Origin of the sequence: Pseudomonas typographi (assembly GCF_014694385.1) — a bacterium.
GTDB classification, from domain to species: Bacteria; Pseudomonadota; Gammaproteobacteria; order Pseudomonadales; family Pseudomonadaceae; genus Aquipseudomonas; species Aquipseudomonas typographi.
Window position 1 is genome coordinate 10856 of sequence record NZ_JAAOCA010000008.1, and the last position, 12763, is coordinate 23618.

The 12763-nt window shown below is 59.0% G+C and carries 23 protein-coding genes; 13 read left to right on the forward strand and 10 right to left on the reverse strand.

Annotated features, from left to right (window positions below):
* Positions 1-48: 48 nt before the first annotated feature.
* From HAQ05_RS07765 to HAQ05_RS07810, 10 genes are all read right to left on the reverse strand, one after another.
* Complete coding sequence (locus tag HAQ05_RS07765; RefSeq protein WP_190419104.1) at positions 49-1419, reverse strand: replicative DNA helicase; 1371 nt, start codon at positions 1417-1419, stop codon at positions 49-51.
* Positions 1416-2204 (reverse strand): ATP-binding protein, encoded by a 789-nt coding sequence (locus tag HAQ05_RS07770; protein ID WP_190419106.1) that lies wholly within the window; start codon positions 2202-2204, stop codon positions 1416-1418. Before HAQ05_RS07770 ends, HAQ05_RS07765 begins: the two co-directional genes overlap by 4 nt.
* The gene (locus HAQ05_RS07775; protein ID WP_190419108.1) at positions 2201-2959 is read right to left on the reverse strand and encodes a helix-turn-helix domain-containing protein; all 759 of its coding nucleotides are present in this window, start codon (positions 2957-2959) and stop codon (positions 2201-2203) included. Before HAQ05_RS07775 ends, HAQ05_RS07770 begins: the two co-directional genes overlap by 4 nt.
* Positions 2956-3357 (reverse strand): hypothetical protein, encoded by a 402-nt coding sequence (locus HAQ05_RS07780; RefSeq protein ID WP_190419110.1) that lies wholly within the window; start codon positions 3355-3357, stop codon positions 2956-2958. Before HAQ05_RS07780 ends, HAQ05_RS07775 begins: the two co-directional genes overlap by 4 nt.
* A complete protein-coding gene (locus HAQ05_RS07785; protein ID WP_190419112.1) occupies positions 3354-3668 on the reverse strand; it encodes a hypothetical protein in 315 nt (104 codons plus the stop codon). The genes HAQ05_RS07780 and HAQ05_RS07785 overlap by 4 nt, the downstream gene beginning before the upstream one ends.
* Positions 3665-4432, reverse strand: coding sequence for a Rha family transcriptional regulator (locus tag HAQ05_RS07790; RefSeq protein ID WP_190419114.1), 768 nt, complete (start codon positions 4430-4432; stop codon positions 3665-3667). The genes HAQ05_RS07785 and HAQ05_RS07790 overlap by 4 nt, the downstream gene beginning before the upstream one ends.
* Positions 4429-4770 (reverse strand): hypothetical protein, encoded by a 342-nt coding sequence (locus HAQ05_RS07795; protein ID WP_238935084.1) that lies wholly within the window; start codon positions 4768-4770, stop codon positions 4429-4431. The genes HAQ05_RS07790 and HAQ05_RS07795 overlap by 4 nt, the downstream gene beginning before the upstream one ends.
* On the reverse strand, positions 4767-5489 hold the full coding sequence (locus HAQ05_RS07800) for a hypothetical protein (protein ID WP_190419116.1): 723 nt from the start codon (positions 5487-5489) through the stop codon (positions 4767-4769). Before HAQ05_RS07800 ends, HAQ05_RS07795 begins: the two co-directional genes overlap by 4 nt.
* A gap of 346 nt (positions 5490-5835) precedes the next feature.
* A complete protein-coding gene (locus HAQ05_RS29045; RefSeq protein ID WP_338050151.1) occupies positions 5836-6033 on the reverse strand; it encodes a Cro/CI family transcriptional regulator in 198 nt (65 codons plus the stop codon).
* A 26-nt stretch (positions 6034-6059) separates the two neighbouring features.
* Positions 6060-6368 carry a transcriptional regulator gene (locus HAQ05_RS07810; protein ID WP_190419118.1) on the reverse strand — a complete coding sequence of 103 codons (309 nt, stop codon included), beginning with the start codon at positions 6366-6368 and terminating at the stop codon, positions 6060-6062.
* A 99-nt stretch (positions 6369-6467) separates the two neighbouring features.
* Between HAQ05_RS07810 and HAQ05_RS07815 the strand changes: the two genes are divergently transcribed.
* From HAQ05_RS07815 to HAQ05_RS07875, 13 genes are all read left to right on the forward strand, one after another.
* Positions 6468-7217 (forward strand): S24 family peptidase, encoded by a 750-nt coding sequence (locus tag HAQ05_RS07815; protein ID WP_190419120.1) that lies wholly within the window; start codon positions 6468-6470, stop codon positions 7215-7217.
* Between the two features lie 135 nt (positions 7218-7352).
* Complete coding sequence (locus HAQ05_RS07820; RefSeq protein WP_190419122.1) at positions 7353-7673, forward strand: response regulator transcription factor; 321 nt, start codon at positions 7353-7355, stop codon at positions 7671-7673.
* A gap of 903 nt (positions 7674-8576) precedes the next feature.
* On the forward strand, positions 8577-9161 hold the full coding sequence (locus HAQ05_RS07825; RefSeq protein WP_190419124.1) for a hypothetical protein: 585 nt from the start codon (positions 8577-8579) through the stop codon (positions 9159-9161).
* Positions 9158-9628, forward strand: a complete 471-nt coding sequence (locus HAQ05_RS07830) for a hypothetical protein (protein WP_190419126.1) — start codon at positions 9158-9160, stop codon at positions 9626-9628. The genes HAQ05_RS07825 and HAQ05_RS07830 overlap by 4 nt, the downstream gene beginning before the upstream one ends.
* 73 nt (positions 9629-9701) lie before the next feature.
* The gene (locus HAQ05_RS29050) at positions 9702-10109 is read left to right on the forward strand and encodes a carbon storage regulator (RefSeq protein ID WP_190419128.1); all 408 of its coding nucleotides are present in this window, start codon (positions 9702-9704) and stop codon (positions 10107-10109) included.
* Positions 10102-10464 (forward strand): Arc family DNA-binding protein, encoded by a 363-nt coding sequence (locus HAQ05_RS29055; protein WP_190419130.1) that lies wholly within the window; start codon positions 10102-10104, stop codon positions 10462-10464. Before HAQ05_RS29050 ends, HAQ05_RS29055 begins: the two co-directional genes overlap by 8 nt.
* Positions 10461-10631: a hypothetical protein gene (locus HAQ05_RS07845; protein WP_190419132.1), complete on the forward strand. Its 171-nt coding sequence runs from the start codon at positions 10461-10463 to the stop codon at positions 10629-10631. Before HAQ05_RS29055 ends, HAQ05_RS07845 begins: the two co-directional genes overlap by 4 nt.
* A gap of 3 nt (positions 10632-10634) precedes the next feature.
* A complete protein-coding gene (locus HAQ05_RS07850) occupies positions 10635-10838 on the forward strand; it encodes a hypothetical protein (protein ID WP_190419134.1) in 204 nt (67 codons plus the stop codon).
* Positions 10822-11298, forward strand: a complete 477-nt coding sequence (locus HAQ05_RS07855) for a hypothetical protein (RefSeq protein ID WP_190419136.1) — start codon at positions 10822-10824, stop codon at positions 11296-11298. Before HAQ05_RS07850 ends, HAQ05_RS07855 begins: the two co-directional genes overlap by 17 nt.
* Entirely contained in the window at positions 11295-11543 is a 249-nt protein-coding gene (locus HAQ05_RS07860; RefSeq protein ID WP_190419138.1) for a hypothetical protein, read from the forward strand. Before HAQ05_RS07855 ends, HAQ05_RS07860 begins: the two co-directional genes overlap by 4 nt.
* Positions 11540-11785 (forward strand): hypothetical protein, encoded by a 246-nt coding sequence (locus HAQ05_RS07865; RefSeq protein ID WP_190419139.1) that lies wholly within the window; start codon positions 11540-11542, stop codon positions 11783-11785. Before HAQ05_RS07860 ends, HAQ05_RS07865 begins: the two co-directional genes overlap by 4 nt.
* On the forward strand, positions 11769-12521 hold the full coding sequence (locus tag HAQ05_RS07870) for a hypothetical protein (RefSeq protein WP_190419141.1): 753 nt from the start codon (positions 11769-11771) through the stop codon (positions 12519-12521). Before HAQ05_RS07865 ends, HAQ05_RS07870 begins: the two co-directional genes overlap by 17 nt.
* Before the next feature lie 8 nt (positions 12522-12529).
* Positions 12530-12763, forward strand: a complete 234-nt coding sequence (locus tag HAQ05_RS07875) for a hypothetical protein (RefSeq protein WP_190419143.1) — start codon at positions 12530-12532, stop codon at positions 12761-12763.

A 12763-nucleotide genomic window follows, 5' to 3' on the forward strand; every position in this document is an offset into this window, starting at 1 on the left:
CTTCGTATTGGGTGTATGTCAGGTCGCCAAACGGATTCTTCGAGGCCATTAGGCGTGCCCCATCCTGTGATACTTCGCCGAAAATGGACGACCCATTTCGACTTCTTCGTCGCTGGGCACCGCGCCTTTGAAGTCTACGAACCGGCCGTACTGCCCCTCCTGCTGGAGCAGGCAATCGCCAACCTTCGCGTGCCGGCACTTAGTCATCAGGATCTGCGTGACGCCGTTTTGGCCTTCCTCGGTGTCCATGTCGCGGTGCACCATCAAGATGCAGCTGGCGTCCGCCTCGATCTCGCCGGAGTCGCGCAGGTCGCTGGACTGAGGCTTCTTGCCCACGCGCTTGGTTGAATCGCGGTTGAGTTGCGCCAGCTCGGTCACCGGGATATCCAGCTCTTTGGCCAGCCGGAGCATGGCCTTGCTGATCTGGCCAACCTCTTCGGAGCGGCTGCGGCCGCGGGCGTCACCCTTGACCAGGCCCAGGTAGTCCACGACCACGCCGGCCAGGCCGTGTTCGCGCTGGCACTTGCGAGCTATGGAGCGAATCCGGGAAGGTGTGAGCCCTGGATCGTCGCTGATGTACAGGGGCGCCTCACTTACCCGCGTAGCAACCGCCGTCATGCGCGCCCAGTCGTCATCCGCCAGTTTGGCCGGGTTGTCCAGGCGGCGCAGGTGCACACCGCCAAGCGACGCGATGGTACGCACACCAAGTTCTTCTCCGGGCATTTCCAGGCTGAACACCAACCACGGTTTCCCGGCCTGGACCGCATTGTGCTGGGCGATCTGCAGGCCCAAGGTGGTCTTGCCGCTCCCTGGCAGCCCGGCAATGACCGTCACTTTTTTCGGGCGCAGGCCCTGCATCAACTGATCAAGGTCCGATAGGCCAGTGGTCTGCCACACCGGCGCGCGACCCTCGCGCTTGGCGTCGATGTTGTTCACCGCCGCCAGCACGTAGTGGCTCACCGGCTGGTAGTCCGGCATCTCGCCGTCCAGGTCGCGCAGATCGGCGGTGGCCTGCTGGGCCATGGCAATGATCTCGGCCACCGGCCGGTCATCGTGCGCGCTGTCGCGGATGACGTCGGCGACCGCCACCACCCTGCGCAGCGCCGAGCGCTCGAGCACAACGCGCACGAAGGCGTCAATGTTCGCCGCGCTGGGCGTGTTCTTCGCGATGTCGCCGGCGTAGGCCAGCATGCTGTCGCCATTAGGCAGCGTCGGGTGTTCAATACCGACCGTCACCGCATCCACAGCCAACCCTGCGGCATGAGTCGCCAGAATGGCGTTGTACAGCGCCGCATTCGCCAGGTCGTGAAAGTCACGGGTCTGCACCATGGCCAGCACATCGTCGACGTGCTGCGGGTACTGCATCACCACACCAAGCACCGCGTATTCAGCATCGATGCTGTAAAGCTCGCGACTCATTCGCCACCCCGCTTGGACTCACCGCGCAGCAGCCCGACAATGCCGCCACGATCACGCAGACGGTCGACGGCACGGTCACCCATACACTGGCGAAGGTCGACGACGCCGAGGTTGCTCACAACGATCGTAGGCAGGACACGCTCATAGCGCCCGTTGATCACCTCGAACAGCACCTGCCGCTCGAAGTCCGTGCCGTGCTGGGCGCCAATCTCGTCGATTACCAACAGGGTGGGTTCCATCAGGCCGGAATACACCTGCGCCTCGGTTTTGCCCTGGCCACCGAATGTTTCCTTGATCGACCGGATTACATCGCCGGCCGAAATGTACAGGCCGGTGGCGCCCTGGGCGGCGAAATTGCGAATAACCGCCTGCAGGATCCCGCAGGCCAGGTGCGTTTTTCCGGTGCCGACGGTGCCCAAGAGCATCACGCCGCGGCCGGCTTCGAAGTTCTCGGCGAAAGTCTCGACGTAACCGGAGGCCATGCTCCAGGTCTGGGCCTTAGCAACATCACTGTATGCATGCCAGGTATCCAGAGACTCGAGCTGAAAGCGTAGCGGGATCTGAGCATCAAGCAGCCGCTCGTTCAGCAGCCGCTGGCTATGATCCAAAGCGCCAGCAGAGCGGACCGTAATGTCCGCAGCGTGGCGGCGGTCGAAGTGGCAGCGCGGGCAGCCGTACCAGGCTGGTGCTGCGCCGAATTGCTCTACCAGCGCATCACCGTATTGGCCATGATCAGCGCAATCGCCGGCGCGGGCTTCGATTGTGTAGCGTGGTCGTGTGGTCATTGGCCAGCCCCTGCTATCCGGTAATTGCCATCGGCGCCCAGCTCAAGGCCGGCGGTATGGTCTATCAGGTGCAAGTCTGTATGCCGGGATGGCTTGTCAGTCCCAGCGCCAGCAGGAGGCCCCACGTCATCGTTCCACTTCTCACCATTGAGCCAGGTCGACGCCAGCGGCACGTATTGGCCATCGCTCTTGGTCCAGTCGTGCTGGAGGCGTTGTCTGCCGAGAGCAGTTATCAGGGTTTGGCGTAACTCTGCGTCCGGCTTCAGCTTCGCCCAGGCCTTCTTGGCGTCTTTGAGCGATCGCTTTTTCGGGTACAGCTTCCAGAACTGATCGAACCCTTCCATGGGGTCTGGTTTGCACAAAGGTGTAGGTTCATTGACTGGTTCAAAAGAGTGACTGGTTCTGGGGGCAGCTGCCGCCCTACCCCCTGGGTTTTCTGACGCCCCAGGTGGGTTTTCTGACGCCCCACCCCGGGCATCTGCCGCCCCATTCTCAAGGGTCAGATGAAAGACGTTTGATTGGTTCAGCTCACCGTTGCGACGAAACTCACGACGTAGCAACCCGGCCTTTTCCAACTCTCGAATATGAACCTTCACTGTCGAGCGGCTTATCTCGCATTGGTCGGCAATGTGCTGGTATGACGGCCAGCACTCGCCCTGGTCGCTGGCATTGTCTGCAAGCTTGATCAGCACCAACTTGCGCAGCGGATTGCCGACTTGTGTTTTCATAGCCTTGACCATCAATTCCATACTCATTGCAGCGTCACCCCACGGGCATTCACACGGCGCACCGCCTTCAACTGCGGGCGCTTGGCTGGCGCTTCGTCAGGCACGGCAAAACTGGCGCCGGTGAGGATCATCAACCGGCGTATTGCCAAATCCAGCCGGCGCTTGGCGCTGTAGCGCCGTTGCTTGGCCTTGCAGAGCCGTCCATAGGCTTCGTCGGTGAACGCCACGACACCGGCATAGCGCTCGTCGTGCGGCTTGATGCCGCGGAACCCCGGCTCCACCTCTCCGTGAATGGCGAAGTAACGCTCGTACTCGTGATTCAGCTCGCCACGGCGGCGTTTCACCACCAGGTGGGCTTGGGCGTGCAGGATGGAAAGCTCAATGATCAGCGACTGGAGCTGGGCCTTGATGTGCCTCGGTTTCATAGCGAACGCTCCAGACGCTGAATCAGCGTGCGCATCTTGCGTTTGGTATTGGTGGTCAGATAGCGGGCTGCCAACCAGCGGCTAAACGCAGCATCCGTGAAGCGCAGAACGCCACTGAACGCGGGGTCTTCCGGGTCGATGCGTTTGCGTGGCTCCTCGGGGTACGGGCGCCCGTATGCGGCGAAGTAAGTCGCGTACAGGGCATTCAATTCGCGGCGCAGGGAGTTGCGCTGAGTCTCAGCCTGCTGATATTTCACAGCGGCTTCGGCGATCTGCCCCATGATTTCTTCGTGGGTAAATTTCTTGCTCATAGGGGCGTCTCCGGATTGAATTTTTCGTAAAAGAACTGACCGTCCCAGGTCTTTTTCATGGGCAGTTTTTCGGCGATGTAGAGGTCAAAAAGCTTCTTGGTGCCTTCCTCAAGCATCACTGGGGCGTACTTAATGAAGGATTTGATTCCCTCGCCACTCACCGTGACCGGCTTCTCTGTGAGCCAATGCTTTTCGCGCGCGATGTAGTACACGCGATACTTGATTGATCGCTCAGGGTCGCGCTCAGCGTTGAAAATCCATTTGTTCTCAAGCAGGAAGGTGAGCATCAGTTGGGAGTTGACGCCGTTCAGACGTTTGGCGAACTGAGGAACCGTCTCGCCAGGCATGAACAGGTGCTCAAGCGCCTCGATCTTCTTGGCCTGCTGTTGGTTCTCCAGCGCCAGCGCAGCCTTCTGCTCGGCAAGATCGGCGGCGAGGCGGAGCGCACCGGGGAGGTCTTCGGGCAACATGACGCGGGGGCGGCCTTCCAGTTCTTGCCAGCGGTCGACCAGCGCGCCGGTGAACTCTGGACTGAGCTGAGCGACCACGACGAAGCTATCGCGCTTGCCCTTTTCGCCTGAGAAAACGTACTGCTCTACCGTCTGACCAAGGTGGTTTTTAACTTCCACCAATGGTGGGAGTTGAATCGCACCTTTCTCGGACAGTCGCTCAATGGTCCTCTTAACGCTGTCGTGACGAGCGTTAACCAGATCGGCGATTTCCTGCGACGACATCGTCAGGGCTTTGGTGGTGATCAAGTTCATCGGCCACCTCCGACGAGTACTGCGTTGTGTGCAGCACCTGAGTGACGGTGTGGCCAAAGGAAGTTACGGCTGGCAAAGGTGACCGCTTCCAAACGGCTTTCGATTTCCGTAGCCATCGGGTTGGTCCAGCCGCCAAGCGCGGGAACGACCTGAGACAGTAGGATCGATCGCAGTTCGTTAAACACAGATCGGGCCTCGTTCATGCGAGCCATTTCTTCGGTGCTAACGACTACATCGCTGAGAATTTCGCCCTCGATGATTTCGTGCGCGCCACGATTCGATGACATCGCATTTCGCGGCGCGCGCTTTCCTTGAATTACTGCAGGAGACAGATTCATGCGAAGGCCCTCGACCGGGTGTCGCGGCGATAAACGCGGCGGCGGGTACGGGCACGCTCAACCAATCCCGCGGCTACGCCGGGGCCGACGTATGCCAGATGCGCGTTTGTCATGAGCATGCTTTTGGGCACCCATGCGTACTGGCCAGCGGGCAATGCGCGAGGCGCGCGACGGGTACGCGGGATGTGCAGGTCCAGCAGTGCCATGGATTCGGCTGCTTCTTCCTGAAGCCGTTTGCCGTTCTCGCAAAGCGGGACCGGCTCGCCTGGACGGATCTGATTCCAAGCAAAACGATCTGCCAGGATCTCGTTGACGAAAGAGAGGACCCGATAACACTTGTCGTGAACTTCCGGGTCCTTAATGGCCCACAAGTCGAAACCGAAGTGGTTGTCGACCTTGTGTCCAATCTCGTGCTGAACGATGAATGGATAGATTTCATCGTCGCGGAGCTGGGACCAGTCGATCTCTGGACGCTGGACAGCGCGGAGCCGGCCTGCATCTACACTGGCCGCGAGTTGGATGACTATCCTCTCCTGCAGGTGTGGCGTATCGACAGAGGCGTCTTCGTGCACGGCAAGGCCGAAGGGGTTAAACATTCCCCAAGCGCCGCCTAATTGTTCGAAGGTCGAAAGGCCAAGACAGCAGCCCGCCTGCTTAGCGAGTTCAGCGAGTTGACGGTATTGAATGCGGCCCAGCCGCAGGGTGGTGTCGGTCCTCATTGCGCCGACTCCTTTTTAAAGCTGTGTTGCATCCGGCGTGAACCGGTGGTATTTTCTGGCTGCGACATTATTTCGTCCTCCTAAGACGAATGCAGTGCTAAGCTCTTGCTCTAACAAGTGCTATTGAAAACCCGCCCCTATAGCGGGTTTTCTGCTTTCTGGGATTCAGAAAGTCAGAATGGGGGTGGTCGCGCTAAGGCGGTCCTGTGATTCGAATGTTCGTGCAGTTATCGATATTCAAAATTTCATCCTTTCAAAAACACTGTTCGTGCAGCCAGTGGTTTAAAGATATCTGTAGTATCACAGCAAACGTGCGCCAGAGAGCGACCAGCCCTACCGAAACACCCTAGCGGCCAGGAAACTTGCTTAATTCCACGGCTTTAACTGAACCGTCTTCCGCCTGTTCCACAAAAATGGTCCTACCCGCTCTCAGCGCATTCGCCAGCGCCGGGCCAGTGCATCCCATCAGCTTCGCAGTGGGAAGGCGGCCGTTCTCGGCTATGAATTCCGAAAGCGGGAATACGCGCACCGGCGGCATAGTCATCACACCCCTCCAGAAACACTGGATGCCTAAACAGCGGAACCAACCACCTGAACTGATCGTGATGATCGGCGTATCGTTTGATTCATGGTCGCAGCGAGCTGCGCCGACTCCCTCGGCTTCTGCTTCCTGGAAACGCTCCACGGAAGGTCAGGACGAACGTCAAACCGAGTTACGGCTCCGCCGGTCGCCTCCTCAATCGCCAGCGCTCGTTCCGCAGTTATTGATCGATCACCAGCGAGTAGCCGCGACAGATACGACGCGCTGATCCCCAGTTGAATGGCTAAACGCTTTCTGCCACCTCGGGGAAGCTCGTCTACGTAGTTCGAGAGCTCCATTGATGTTTACCTATTGGAATACTTGGTACGTAGATTAACCAGTTTACTTACCAAATCAAGGTAATTTCCCTCATGGGAAACAAAAGGTATAGTTTTGGTATGGACATCAAAGAAATACGCAAGCTACGGCTCAAACAGCTGATCAACCTGAAATTCGGCGGGGTCATGGCTCGCCTCGCTGAGGCGATCGGGCGGCAGTCGTCATATGTCGCGAGGATTCTTTCGGACAATCCCGATCACGGTAGGAATATCGGGGAAAAGCTTGCTCGCCAGATTGAAGAAGCTTGTGATTTGCCCTACAGATATCTCGATGCGCCTTTTGACGCTGAATTCTTTCCTGACGGAAATGGGTGGTCGGTGACGGGCGCGACGGACCAAAACACCCACGCACATCTCGATACGAATACCCCCGAGGCTGCCGATGCATCGCTCCTAATCCCTAAGATGGATGTCAGGATGGACATGAGCGAGTGGGAGCAGCGGCCCAATTTCGACAGGATGATCAGTTCAATTGGCCTTCATAAGAACTGGATTCGGATGAATCTGCAGGTTTCGGACCCAGGAAACCTCCGGGTAATAACGGCTACAGGCAATAGCATGGAGCCCATGATCATGCACGGGGATCTCCTCCTCATTGATATCGGGGTTCGGTCGTTCAAGCAGGACGGCGTCTACGTGCTGGGCATCGACGGGCAGAGAATGGTGAAGCGGGTTCAAAAGGTGCTGGACGGCTTGCGCATCCTTTCTGACAACCGCATCTATCCGGAAATGATTATTCCAGAGGGTCGTCGGGACGAGATTGAGTTCTATGGCCGGGCTGTTTACACATGGACCGGAACGAACCTTTAGCAGTCCTGATTACTTTCCTGACAAAAATCCCGCTTCGGCGGTTTTTTTTTGCGTGGCACTTTTCCAAAAGGTATTGACGTAAGTTTTCCATTTGGTACTCTCTGCTCCATCGCATTCACGCATGGAGCTTCAAGCATGAACCTCACCACCATCACCGCAGGCGCCTGGACTGGGTTTCTCGGGAAAGGTCTTGCCCCTCGCGAACTGGAGGCTACTGCCTACGCAGCCAGCGATCTAACCGCAAAGGAAATCGCACGCCTGATGGGGATCACTCCGAAATCAGTTTCGAAGCGACTGGATGATGCGCGTTTCAAACTCGGCGCCCGAACTGTTCGTGGCTTGGTCATGGAAGCCTTCAAGAGCGGACTTATAGCGGCGGTTTCCTGCGCGGCGCCAGCAGATCCTGACCCACAACAGGACCGTGATCAGGACCATCAGGGCGTGTTCCTCGCCTGAATGCCAAGGCAGCGGCGAGCCCTTTCGCGGAGAGGGTTGTCCGGTGCTAAGCACCATAGGGCCAGGATTGGTTGGGCGGGGCCAGGCTGGGTTCGGCCAGGCAAGGCAAGGGCTGTTTACAGCGGTCTGCCCGTTCGATGAGCCGGCTTTCCGGTGGCGATAGCTGCCATGAGGCGGGTCGAGGTCCGGCTGGGCTTGGCGTGGCGGGACAAGGCGAGGCGTGGCAAGGGCTGTAATCAGCGTTCAGCCACTTCTCGCGAGGTGGTTGAGCGGTGCGGAAGCACTACGCGGCAGTGTCCGGCGCGGTCGGCTAGGGCTCGGCGCGGTAGGGCATGGTGTGGCACGGCAGTGTTTGGCCGGGCAAGGGCTGATATCAGCGTAATGCCCCTTCGCAGAGGGGGTATTGCGGTGCGAAAGCAACATCCCGACGAGTCTCGGCAAGGCTGGGCGTGGTTCGGCAAGCGGGGTATGGCCGGGTCCGGCGTGCCAAGGGCTGCAAAGCAGCGTTGAGCCGCTTCTCTGAGGCGGTTCAGCGGTGACAGCGGTCATCATTGGGCTAGGTGAGGCGGGGCTTGGCACGGCAAGGCATGGGCTACAGCGTAGCGGCCAGCACCTTCGTAGAGGGTGCTTTCCGGTACTGAGTACCTTGGCGCGCAGAGGCGAGCAGAGGCTAGGCAAGGCGGTGCCAGGTTAGGCAAGGGCTGAAACAGCGTAATGCTCATTCCCAGAGTGGGCATTACGGTGCGAAGGCGCCATTTCGAGAGGCTATGTTGGGCTCGGTAGTGCTCGGCCAGGCAAGGCAAGGCAAGGCAAGGCAAGGTTAGGCAAGGGCTGGATGTTCCAGCGCACTGTCCACCAATCCGTGGGCAGTGCAGTAAAACAACCATCAGTGGAGACATCGCAGTGCAAACCATCAAACTGAAACTCATTGGGCAATCGCCCCTTCTGATGCACTCTGATCGCTTCAGCAATCCGCTGGATAAAGCGACCAAGGAACACAAGGTTCTCACCAGCAAGCGCAAAAAACTTGATGAAGACCACGAACTGATTGCCAAGTCAGAATGGATGGGTTCGCTGTATCACGATGCCGAACTGGGTCCTTTCGTGCCCGGCCAGAACATCAAGTCCGCCTTGGTCGGTGCTGCCAAAATCCAACGGCTCGGTGCAAGTTTCAAGCGCGCGGTACTGGTGCTCGACGACCGTTGCAAGTTGGATTACTTTGGCCCCAAAGATCCCGAAGGAATGTTCGCTAATCCTCGGTTCGTGGACTCACGCAGTGTAGTGGTGGGCACTTCTCGATTGATCCGCTATCGCCCTAAGTTCCAAGACTGGTCGACAACCGTCGATGTGATGTTTTCGCCTGAAATGATCGAGCGCGACGATGTTATCCGGGCCGCCGAGAACGCAGGTCTGTTCGTGGGGCTTTGCGATTATCGTCCCGAGAAAGGCGGCTCCTTTGGCCGCTTCAGCGTCGAGGTGATCGAATGAGCCGTCCTACCCTACTGCCGGAGTGGCGCCAGGCCGCCAACGATATTGCCGAGGGCTTCAAGTACGGCGATCTGATCACGCTCGATTGGTTGCGGGAAGCCTTCCACCTGGATGAGCCGAAGACGATCGAAGGGTTTCGCGCATTCCAGTTTGCGTTCCTCAGCAACATGGATTCTCTGCGCCAGGAACTGCTTCAAGAACACCGCCTGCTATTGACCAGTGTTCGCGGCGTTGGATATGAGCTGATCGAGCCGAACGAACAAGTTGAAACAGCCTGGCAATCAACCTTCGTCAAAGTGAAGCGGGAACTTACCAAACTGGCCGGCGCCATTCGCCATATTCGTTATGACGAACTGAGCGATGACAAGCGACGCGAACATGCAGATGCACAAGCAAAACTTTCGGGCATTCATGCTTTTGTTCAGCGCGAAGGCAAACGCAAGCAGAGCCTACTGAAAATTAGCTGATGTAGTAACCAAATTTATTGGACTGCCAAGTTATCCGGCCGGGCGGAGCCTTGCCTAAAGGATGGAGGTGTACATGCTTCTTTTAACACGTCGCCCAGGCGAGAAAGTTGTTATCGGTGGTGAAATCACCGTAGTCGTGGCCGGGGTGAATGGGCATCAAGTACGACTGGGTATCCAGGCGCCGGCGGGAGCGACCGTCGACCGTGAAGAGATTCATCTGCGCCGCACGGCCTCATTGGTTCCGCTTGAACCGGTGCCAGCCAGCCAGGCCGAAGACTTCGATATCGACGAGCACATACGCCTTGCTGCCGATGCCCGCCGGTACCGCTGGCTTCGTGACGTGGCCTGGGATACCACTCGCCAGGATCTGGCGCTGCGCGACCGGCATCAAAACATGCTGATCGAGGATGAACTCGACGCCGAGATCGACCGCGCAATGGCGGCCTACCCTGGCGAATCCGTGGGGGTGGCGAATGCCTAACAGCACCTATAACTCCCGCTCGGCGGACAAATTTGTCGTTCGGCTACCAGACGGCTTGCGTGAGCAAGTCGAGCATCTGGCGCGCGAGGATGCCACCAGCATGAACACGCTGTTCATCCAGGCCACCAAGCTGCTGGTCAGCGGGCGAGCACGCCAGGCCCTACTGCTTGACGCACTCGAGCAAGCGGTCATGTCCGGCAAAGATCCCGTCAAGGCGTATATCCAAGCCAATCCAGAAGGCTACCCGGCAGAACTTCTAGCCCGGGGCCGCGGCACCTTCGTGGATGAAGGTGTGCGGGCATCGTATCTGGTGTTCTTAAGCGGTTTCCGGGCAGCCCAGGGGATCGAGCCATGACCCTCGCCCAACGCCTGCTTGCCCTATGGGCCGCCCTGCAACGCCGGGAAACGACCTTCACCCAGGTCATGGCCATGGCGGCCGAATGTGGCATCGATGGCCGGCAGGTGCTGGTCGACCACTTCCTGCGCCAGCCTGATCTTTCGCTGGCCGGTCTGGAGGCCTGACCCATGTCCATCATCTTCCCGCAGGGCGCCACCATCATGCTCAAAAAAACCGACGTCGAAATCCTGGACGAGCGCTTCGTAGAGCTTGGCCAGGCCCTGCAATCGAATGCCACCATCGGCGAACTGACGAAGCTGGCCATGGCCTGCGGCCTTCGCCTGCAAGTGCGTATCGTGCCAGAAGGAGGCGCCGATGATGAGCAAGAATAATTCCGTGACGCCCAGCCGTGACACCAAACCGAGCGGCATGGTCGTGCTGCCATTGGCCCTAGTCGTGCGCTGGCGCGCCGGAAATTTGACCGCCACCGACAGCGCCGTGATCGGCAAGGCGATTGATGATCCGCTTGCTCCCCTGCCCCTCATGTCCGACCTGAACGTCGAGCTCGAGGAGGAAGTGGAGCGGCTGCATCAAGACCTTGGCCGACTGCGCGAGCAGGCAACGAATCTGGACGCGGTACCCGCCCATCTGGCCCTGTATGCCCAGGACATGTTCGACCTGCTTCGCCTGATCAACGTCAAGTGCGGCGGGCTGGCTGCTGTCGTCTCCCACGGCGGCGAACCCTCAGACCAAATGTGGGCTGAGCATGACGATGCCCTGGATGCGATCTGGCCTTTGATGGCGAAGGTGCGCAAGGCCGAGAAGGCCGCCGGCGGGAGCGTACGGCCATGAGCGACGACAAAGCCCACTTTGCCGGCCCCTGGTTTTGGATCTGCGTGCGCGAGTCCATCGAGGCCGGGCTCATTCAGGAATGGCTGCGCTTGACCGGGCACCGCCTGGCGCGCAGCGATATCGAGCGCATGGTCGATGAAGCCACCGGCTACGCCGATGATGTGGCCCGCGAATACTTGGCGCACGTAAAGCAGGTGATTTACGACATCGTGCCGCATCCGGCGGCGCCAGGGGTGACGCCATGAAAACGCACACTGCCCACACCAACATCACGACCTACACCGCCACGGTGTCCGAAGCGGATGTCACGCGCGCCTTGTGCGGCCTGCTGGCCCAACTGCACGGGTTGAACTTGGACGAGCCAGGCGTGCGTATCCGTGGCTATCACAGCTCGGAAGATACCTCGACTGGCTACAAGCACTTCTGGAAGATCGAGGTGATCGTGGACCATTCTCTGGAGGCACGCCCACATGCAGATGAAGCCTAAGCATGCCGAACGGTTGCAAGAGATCGCTGCGCTTCCCCACTTGAGCCCACGAAGCCAACTGATCATTGCTCGGCGGATGGCCAGGGTGTACGTGGCCGAAACAGAGTGGGGCAGCAGCCTGCTTAACGCCGCCCTGAGGAAGGCAAAAGCTGGGTTGCCATTCACCGAGAAGCGAGTGGCGCACCTCAAAGAAATGCGCGAAGAGCTGCGTGACGACTATGGGAGCAGCATGGTCGACCTGGCCGACTGGCTGTATTCGGTCGACCGCGACATCACAGCCCTTTATGGTTTCGATGGGATATGCGACCTATTGGAGGTGAACCCTGTACACCGGGCGGAAGTGCTCGAGTACGCCGAGGACAAATCCAGGGCGATATCGGCGATTGCCTTCGTTTCCGGCCTTGAGGAAAGCGCCAGCAGGCAGTCGGGCCGTCATCCCGCTGATTGGAAGGATGGCCCACTGTTCAACCTCTTCATGCGCAAATTCCAGCAACTGATGCTGGATGAGACCAACGCGCTCCCCGACCCATTCGCGCCCGGCGGGCCGTTCTACGGCGTGCCGACCTATCACCAGCACCCGGACGGCACCATGGTACGCGCTACGCCAGCACTGACAGTGCATGACGGTGCCGACAGCAAGGTGGTGGCCAGCAGGTCGGGGCGGCGAAGCAAGTCAGAATCGGGCGCTGGCGCGACAGTTTCTAGCATCAACCACAACCTGACGCGTCAGGACTGAGGTTCACCATGGCAAAAGTGATCGCCGAAATTACCATGCGCCTACCTCGGCTGATGGAGGTCAGCGAGTACCGCAAGCTCCGGTACGCCGGCGGAAAGCCCAGTGTTCAGCAGATCAAGAAGTGGATTGATGAAGGCGAGCTGGTTGGCGAGGTCCGGGGCGGGATGTACTTTGTTGATCTTCACGCGGCCTGCCTCGGCTCCAACGACCCACTACTGGCCCAGATGCTGGATATAGGTTGA

What these genes read in the sequence shown, in the direction of transcription:
- HAQ05_RS07765 (WP_190419104.1), bottom strand. Translation starts at nt 1,419, where the DNA reads ATGAGTCGCGAGCTTTACAGCATCGATGCTGAATACGCGGTGCTTGGT.
- HAQ05_RS07770 (WP_190419106.1), bottom strand. Translation starts at nt 2,204, where the DNA reads ATGACCACACGACCACGCTACACAATCGAAGCCCGCGCCGGCGATTGC.
- HAQ05_RS07775 (WP_190419108.1), bottom strand. Translation starts at nt 2,959, where the DNA reads ATGAGTATGGAATTGATGGTCAAGGCTATGAAAACACAAGTCGGCAAT.
- HAQ05_RS07780 (WP_190419110.1), bottom strand. Translation starts at nt 3,357, where the DNA reads ATGAAACCGAGGCACATCAAGGCCCAGCTCCAGTCGCTGATCATTGAG.
- HAQ05_RS07785 (WP_190419112.1), bottom strand. Translation starts at nt 3,668, where the DNA reads ATGAGCAAGAAATTTACCCACGAAGAAATCATGGGGCAGATCGCCGAA.
- HAQ05_RS07790 (WP_190419114.1), bottom strand. Translation starts at nt 4,432, where the DNA reads ATGAACTTGATCACCACCAAAGCCCTGACGATGTCGTCGCAGGAAATC.
- HAQ05_RS07795 (WP_238935084.1), bottom strand. Translation starts at nt 4,770, where the DNA reads ATGAATCTGTCTCCTGCAGTAATTCAAGGAAAGCGCGCGCCGCGAAAT.
- HAQ05_RS07800 (WP_190419116.1), bottom strand. Translation starts at nt 5,489, where the DNA reads ATGAGGACCGACACCACCCTGCGGCTGGGCCGCATTCAATACCGTCAA.
- HAQ05_RS29045 (WP_338050151.1), bottom strand. Translation starts at nt 6,033, where the DNA reads ATGACTATGCCGCCGGTGCGCGTATTCCCGCTTTCGGAATTCATAGCC.
- HAQ05_RS07810 (WP_190419118.1), bottom strand. Translation starts at nt 6,368, where the DNA reads ATGGAGCTCTCGAACTACGTAGACGAGCTTCCCCGAGGTGGCAGAAAG.
- HAQ05_RS07815 (WP_190419120.1), top strand. Translation starts at nt 6,468, where the DNA reads ATGGACATCAAAGAAATACGCAAGCTACGGCTCAAACAGCTGATCAAC.
- HAQ05_RS07820 (WP_190419122.1), top strand. Translation starts at nt 7,353, where the DNA reads ATGAACCTCACCACCATCACCGCAGGCGCCTGGACTGGGTTTCTCGGG.
- HAQ05_RS07830 (WP_190419126.1), top strand. Translation starts at nt 9,158, where the DNA reads ATGAGCCGTCCTACCCTACTGCCGGAGTGGCGCCAGGCCGCCAACGAT.
- HAQ05_RS29050 (WP_190419128.1), top strand. Translation starts at nt 9,702, where the DNA reads ATGCTTCTTTTAACACGTCGCCCAGGCGAGAAAGTTGTTATCGGTGGT.
- HAQ05_RS29055 (WP_190419130.1), top strand. Translation starts at nt 10,102, where the DNA reads ATGCCTAACAGCACCTATAACTCCCGCTCGGCGGACAAATTTGTCGTT.
- HAQ05_RS07845 (WP_190419132.1), top strand. Translation starts at nt 10,461, where the DNA reads ATGACCCTCGCCCAACGCCTGCTTGCCCTATGGGCCGCCCTGCAACGC.
- HAQ05_RS07850 (WP_190419134.1), top strand. Translation starts at nt 10,635, where the DNA reads ATGTCCATCATCTTCCCGCAGGGCGCCACCATCATGCTCAAAAAAACC.
- HAQ05_RS07855 (WP_190419136.1), top strand. Translation starts at nt 10,822, where the DNA reads ATGATGAGCAAGAATAATTCCGTGACGCCCAGCCGTGACACCAAACCG.
- HAQ05_RS07860 (WP_190419138.1), top strand. Translation starts at nt 11,295, where the DNA reads ATGAGCGACGACAAAGCCCACTTTGCCGGCCCCTGGTTTTGGATCTGC.
- HAQ05_RS07865 (WP_190419139.1), top strand. Translation starts at nt 11,540, where the DNA reads ATGAAAACGCACACTGCCCACACCAACATCACGACCTACACCGCCACG.
- HAQ05_RS07870 (WP_190419141.1), top strand. Translation starts at nt 11,769, where the DNA reads ATGCAGATGAAGCCTAAGCATGCCGAACGGTTGCAAGAGATCGCTGCG.
- HAQ05_RS07875 (WP_190419143.1), top strand. Translation starts at nt 12,530, where the DNA reads ATGGCAAAAGTGATCGCCGAAATTACCATGCGCCTACCTCGGCTGATG.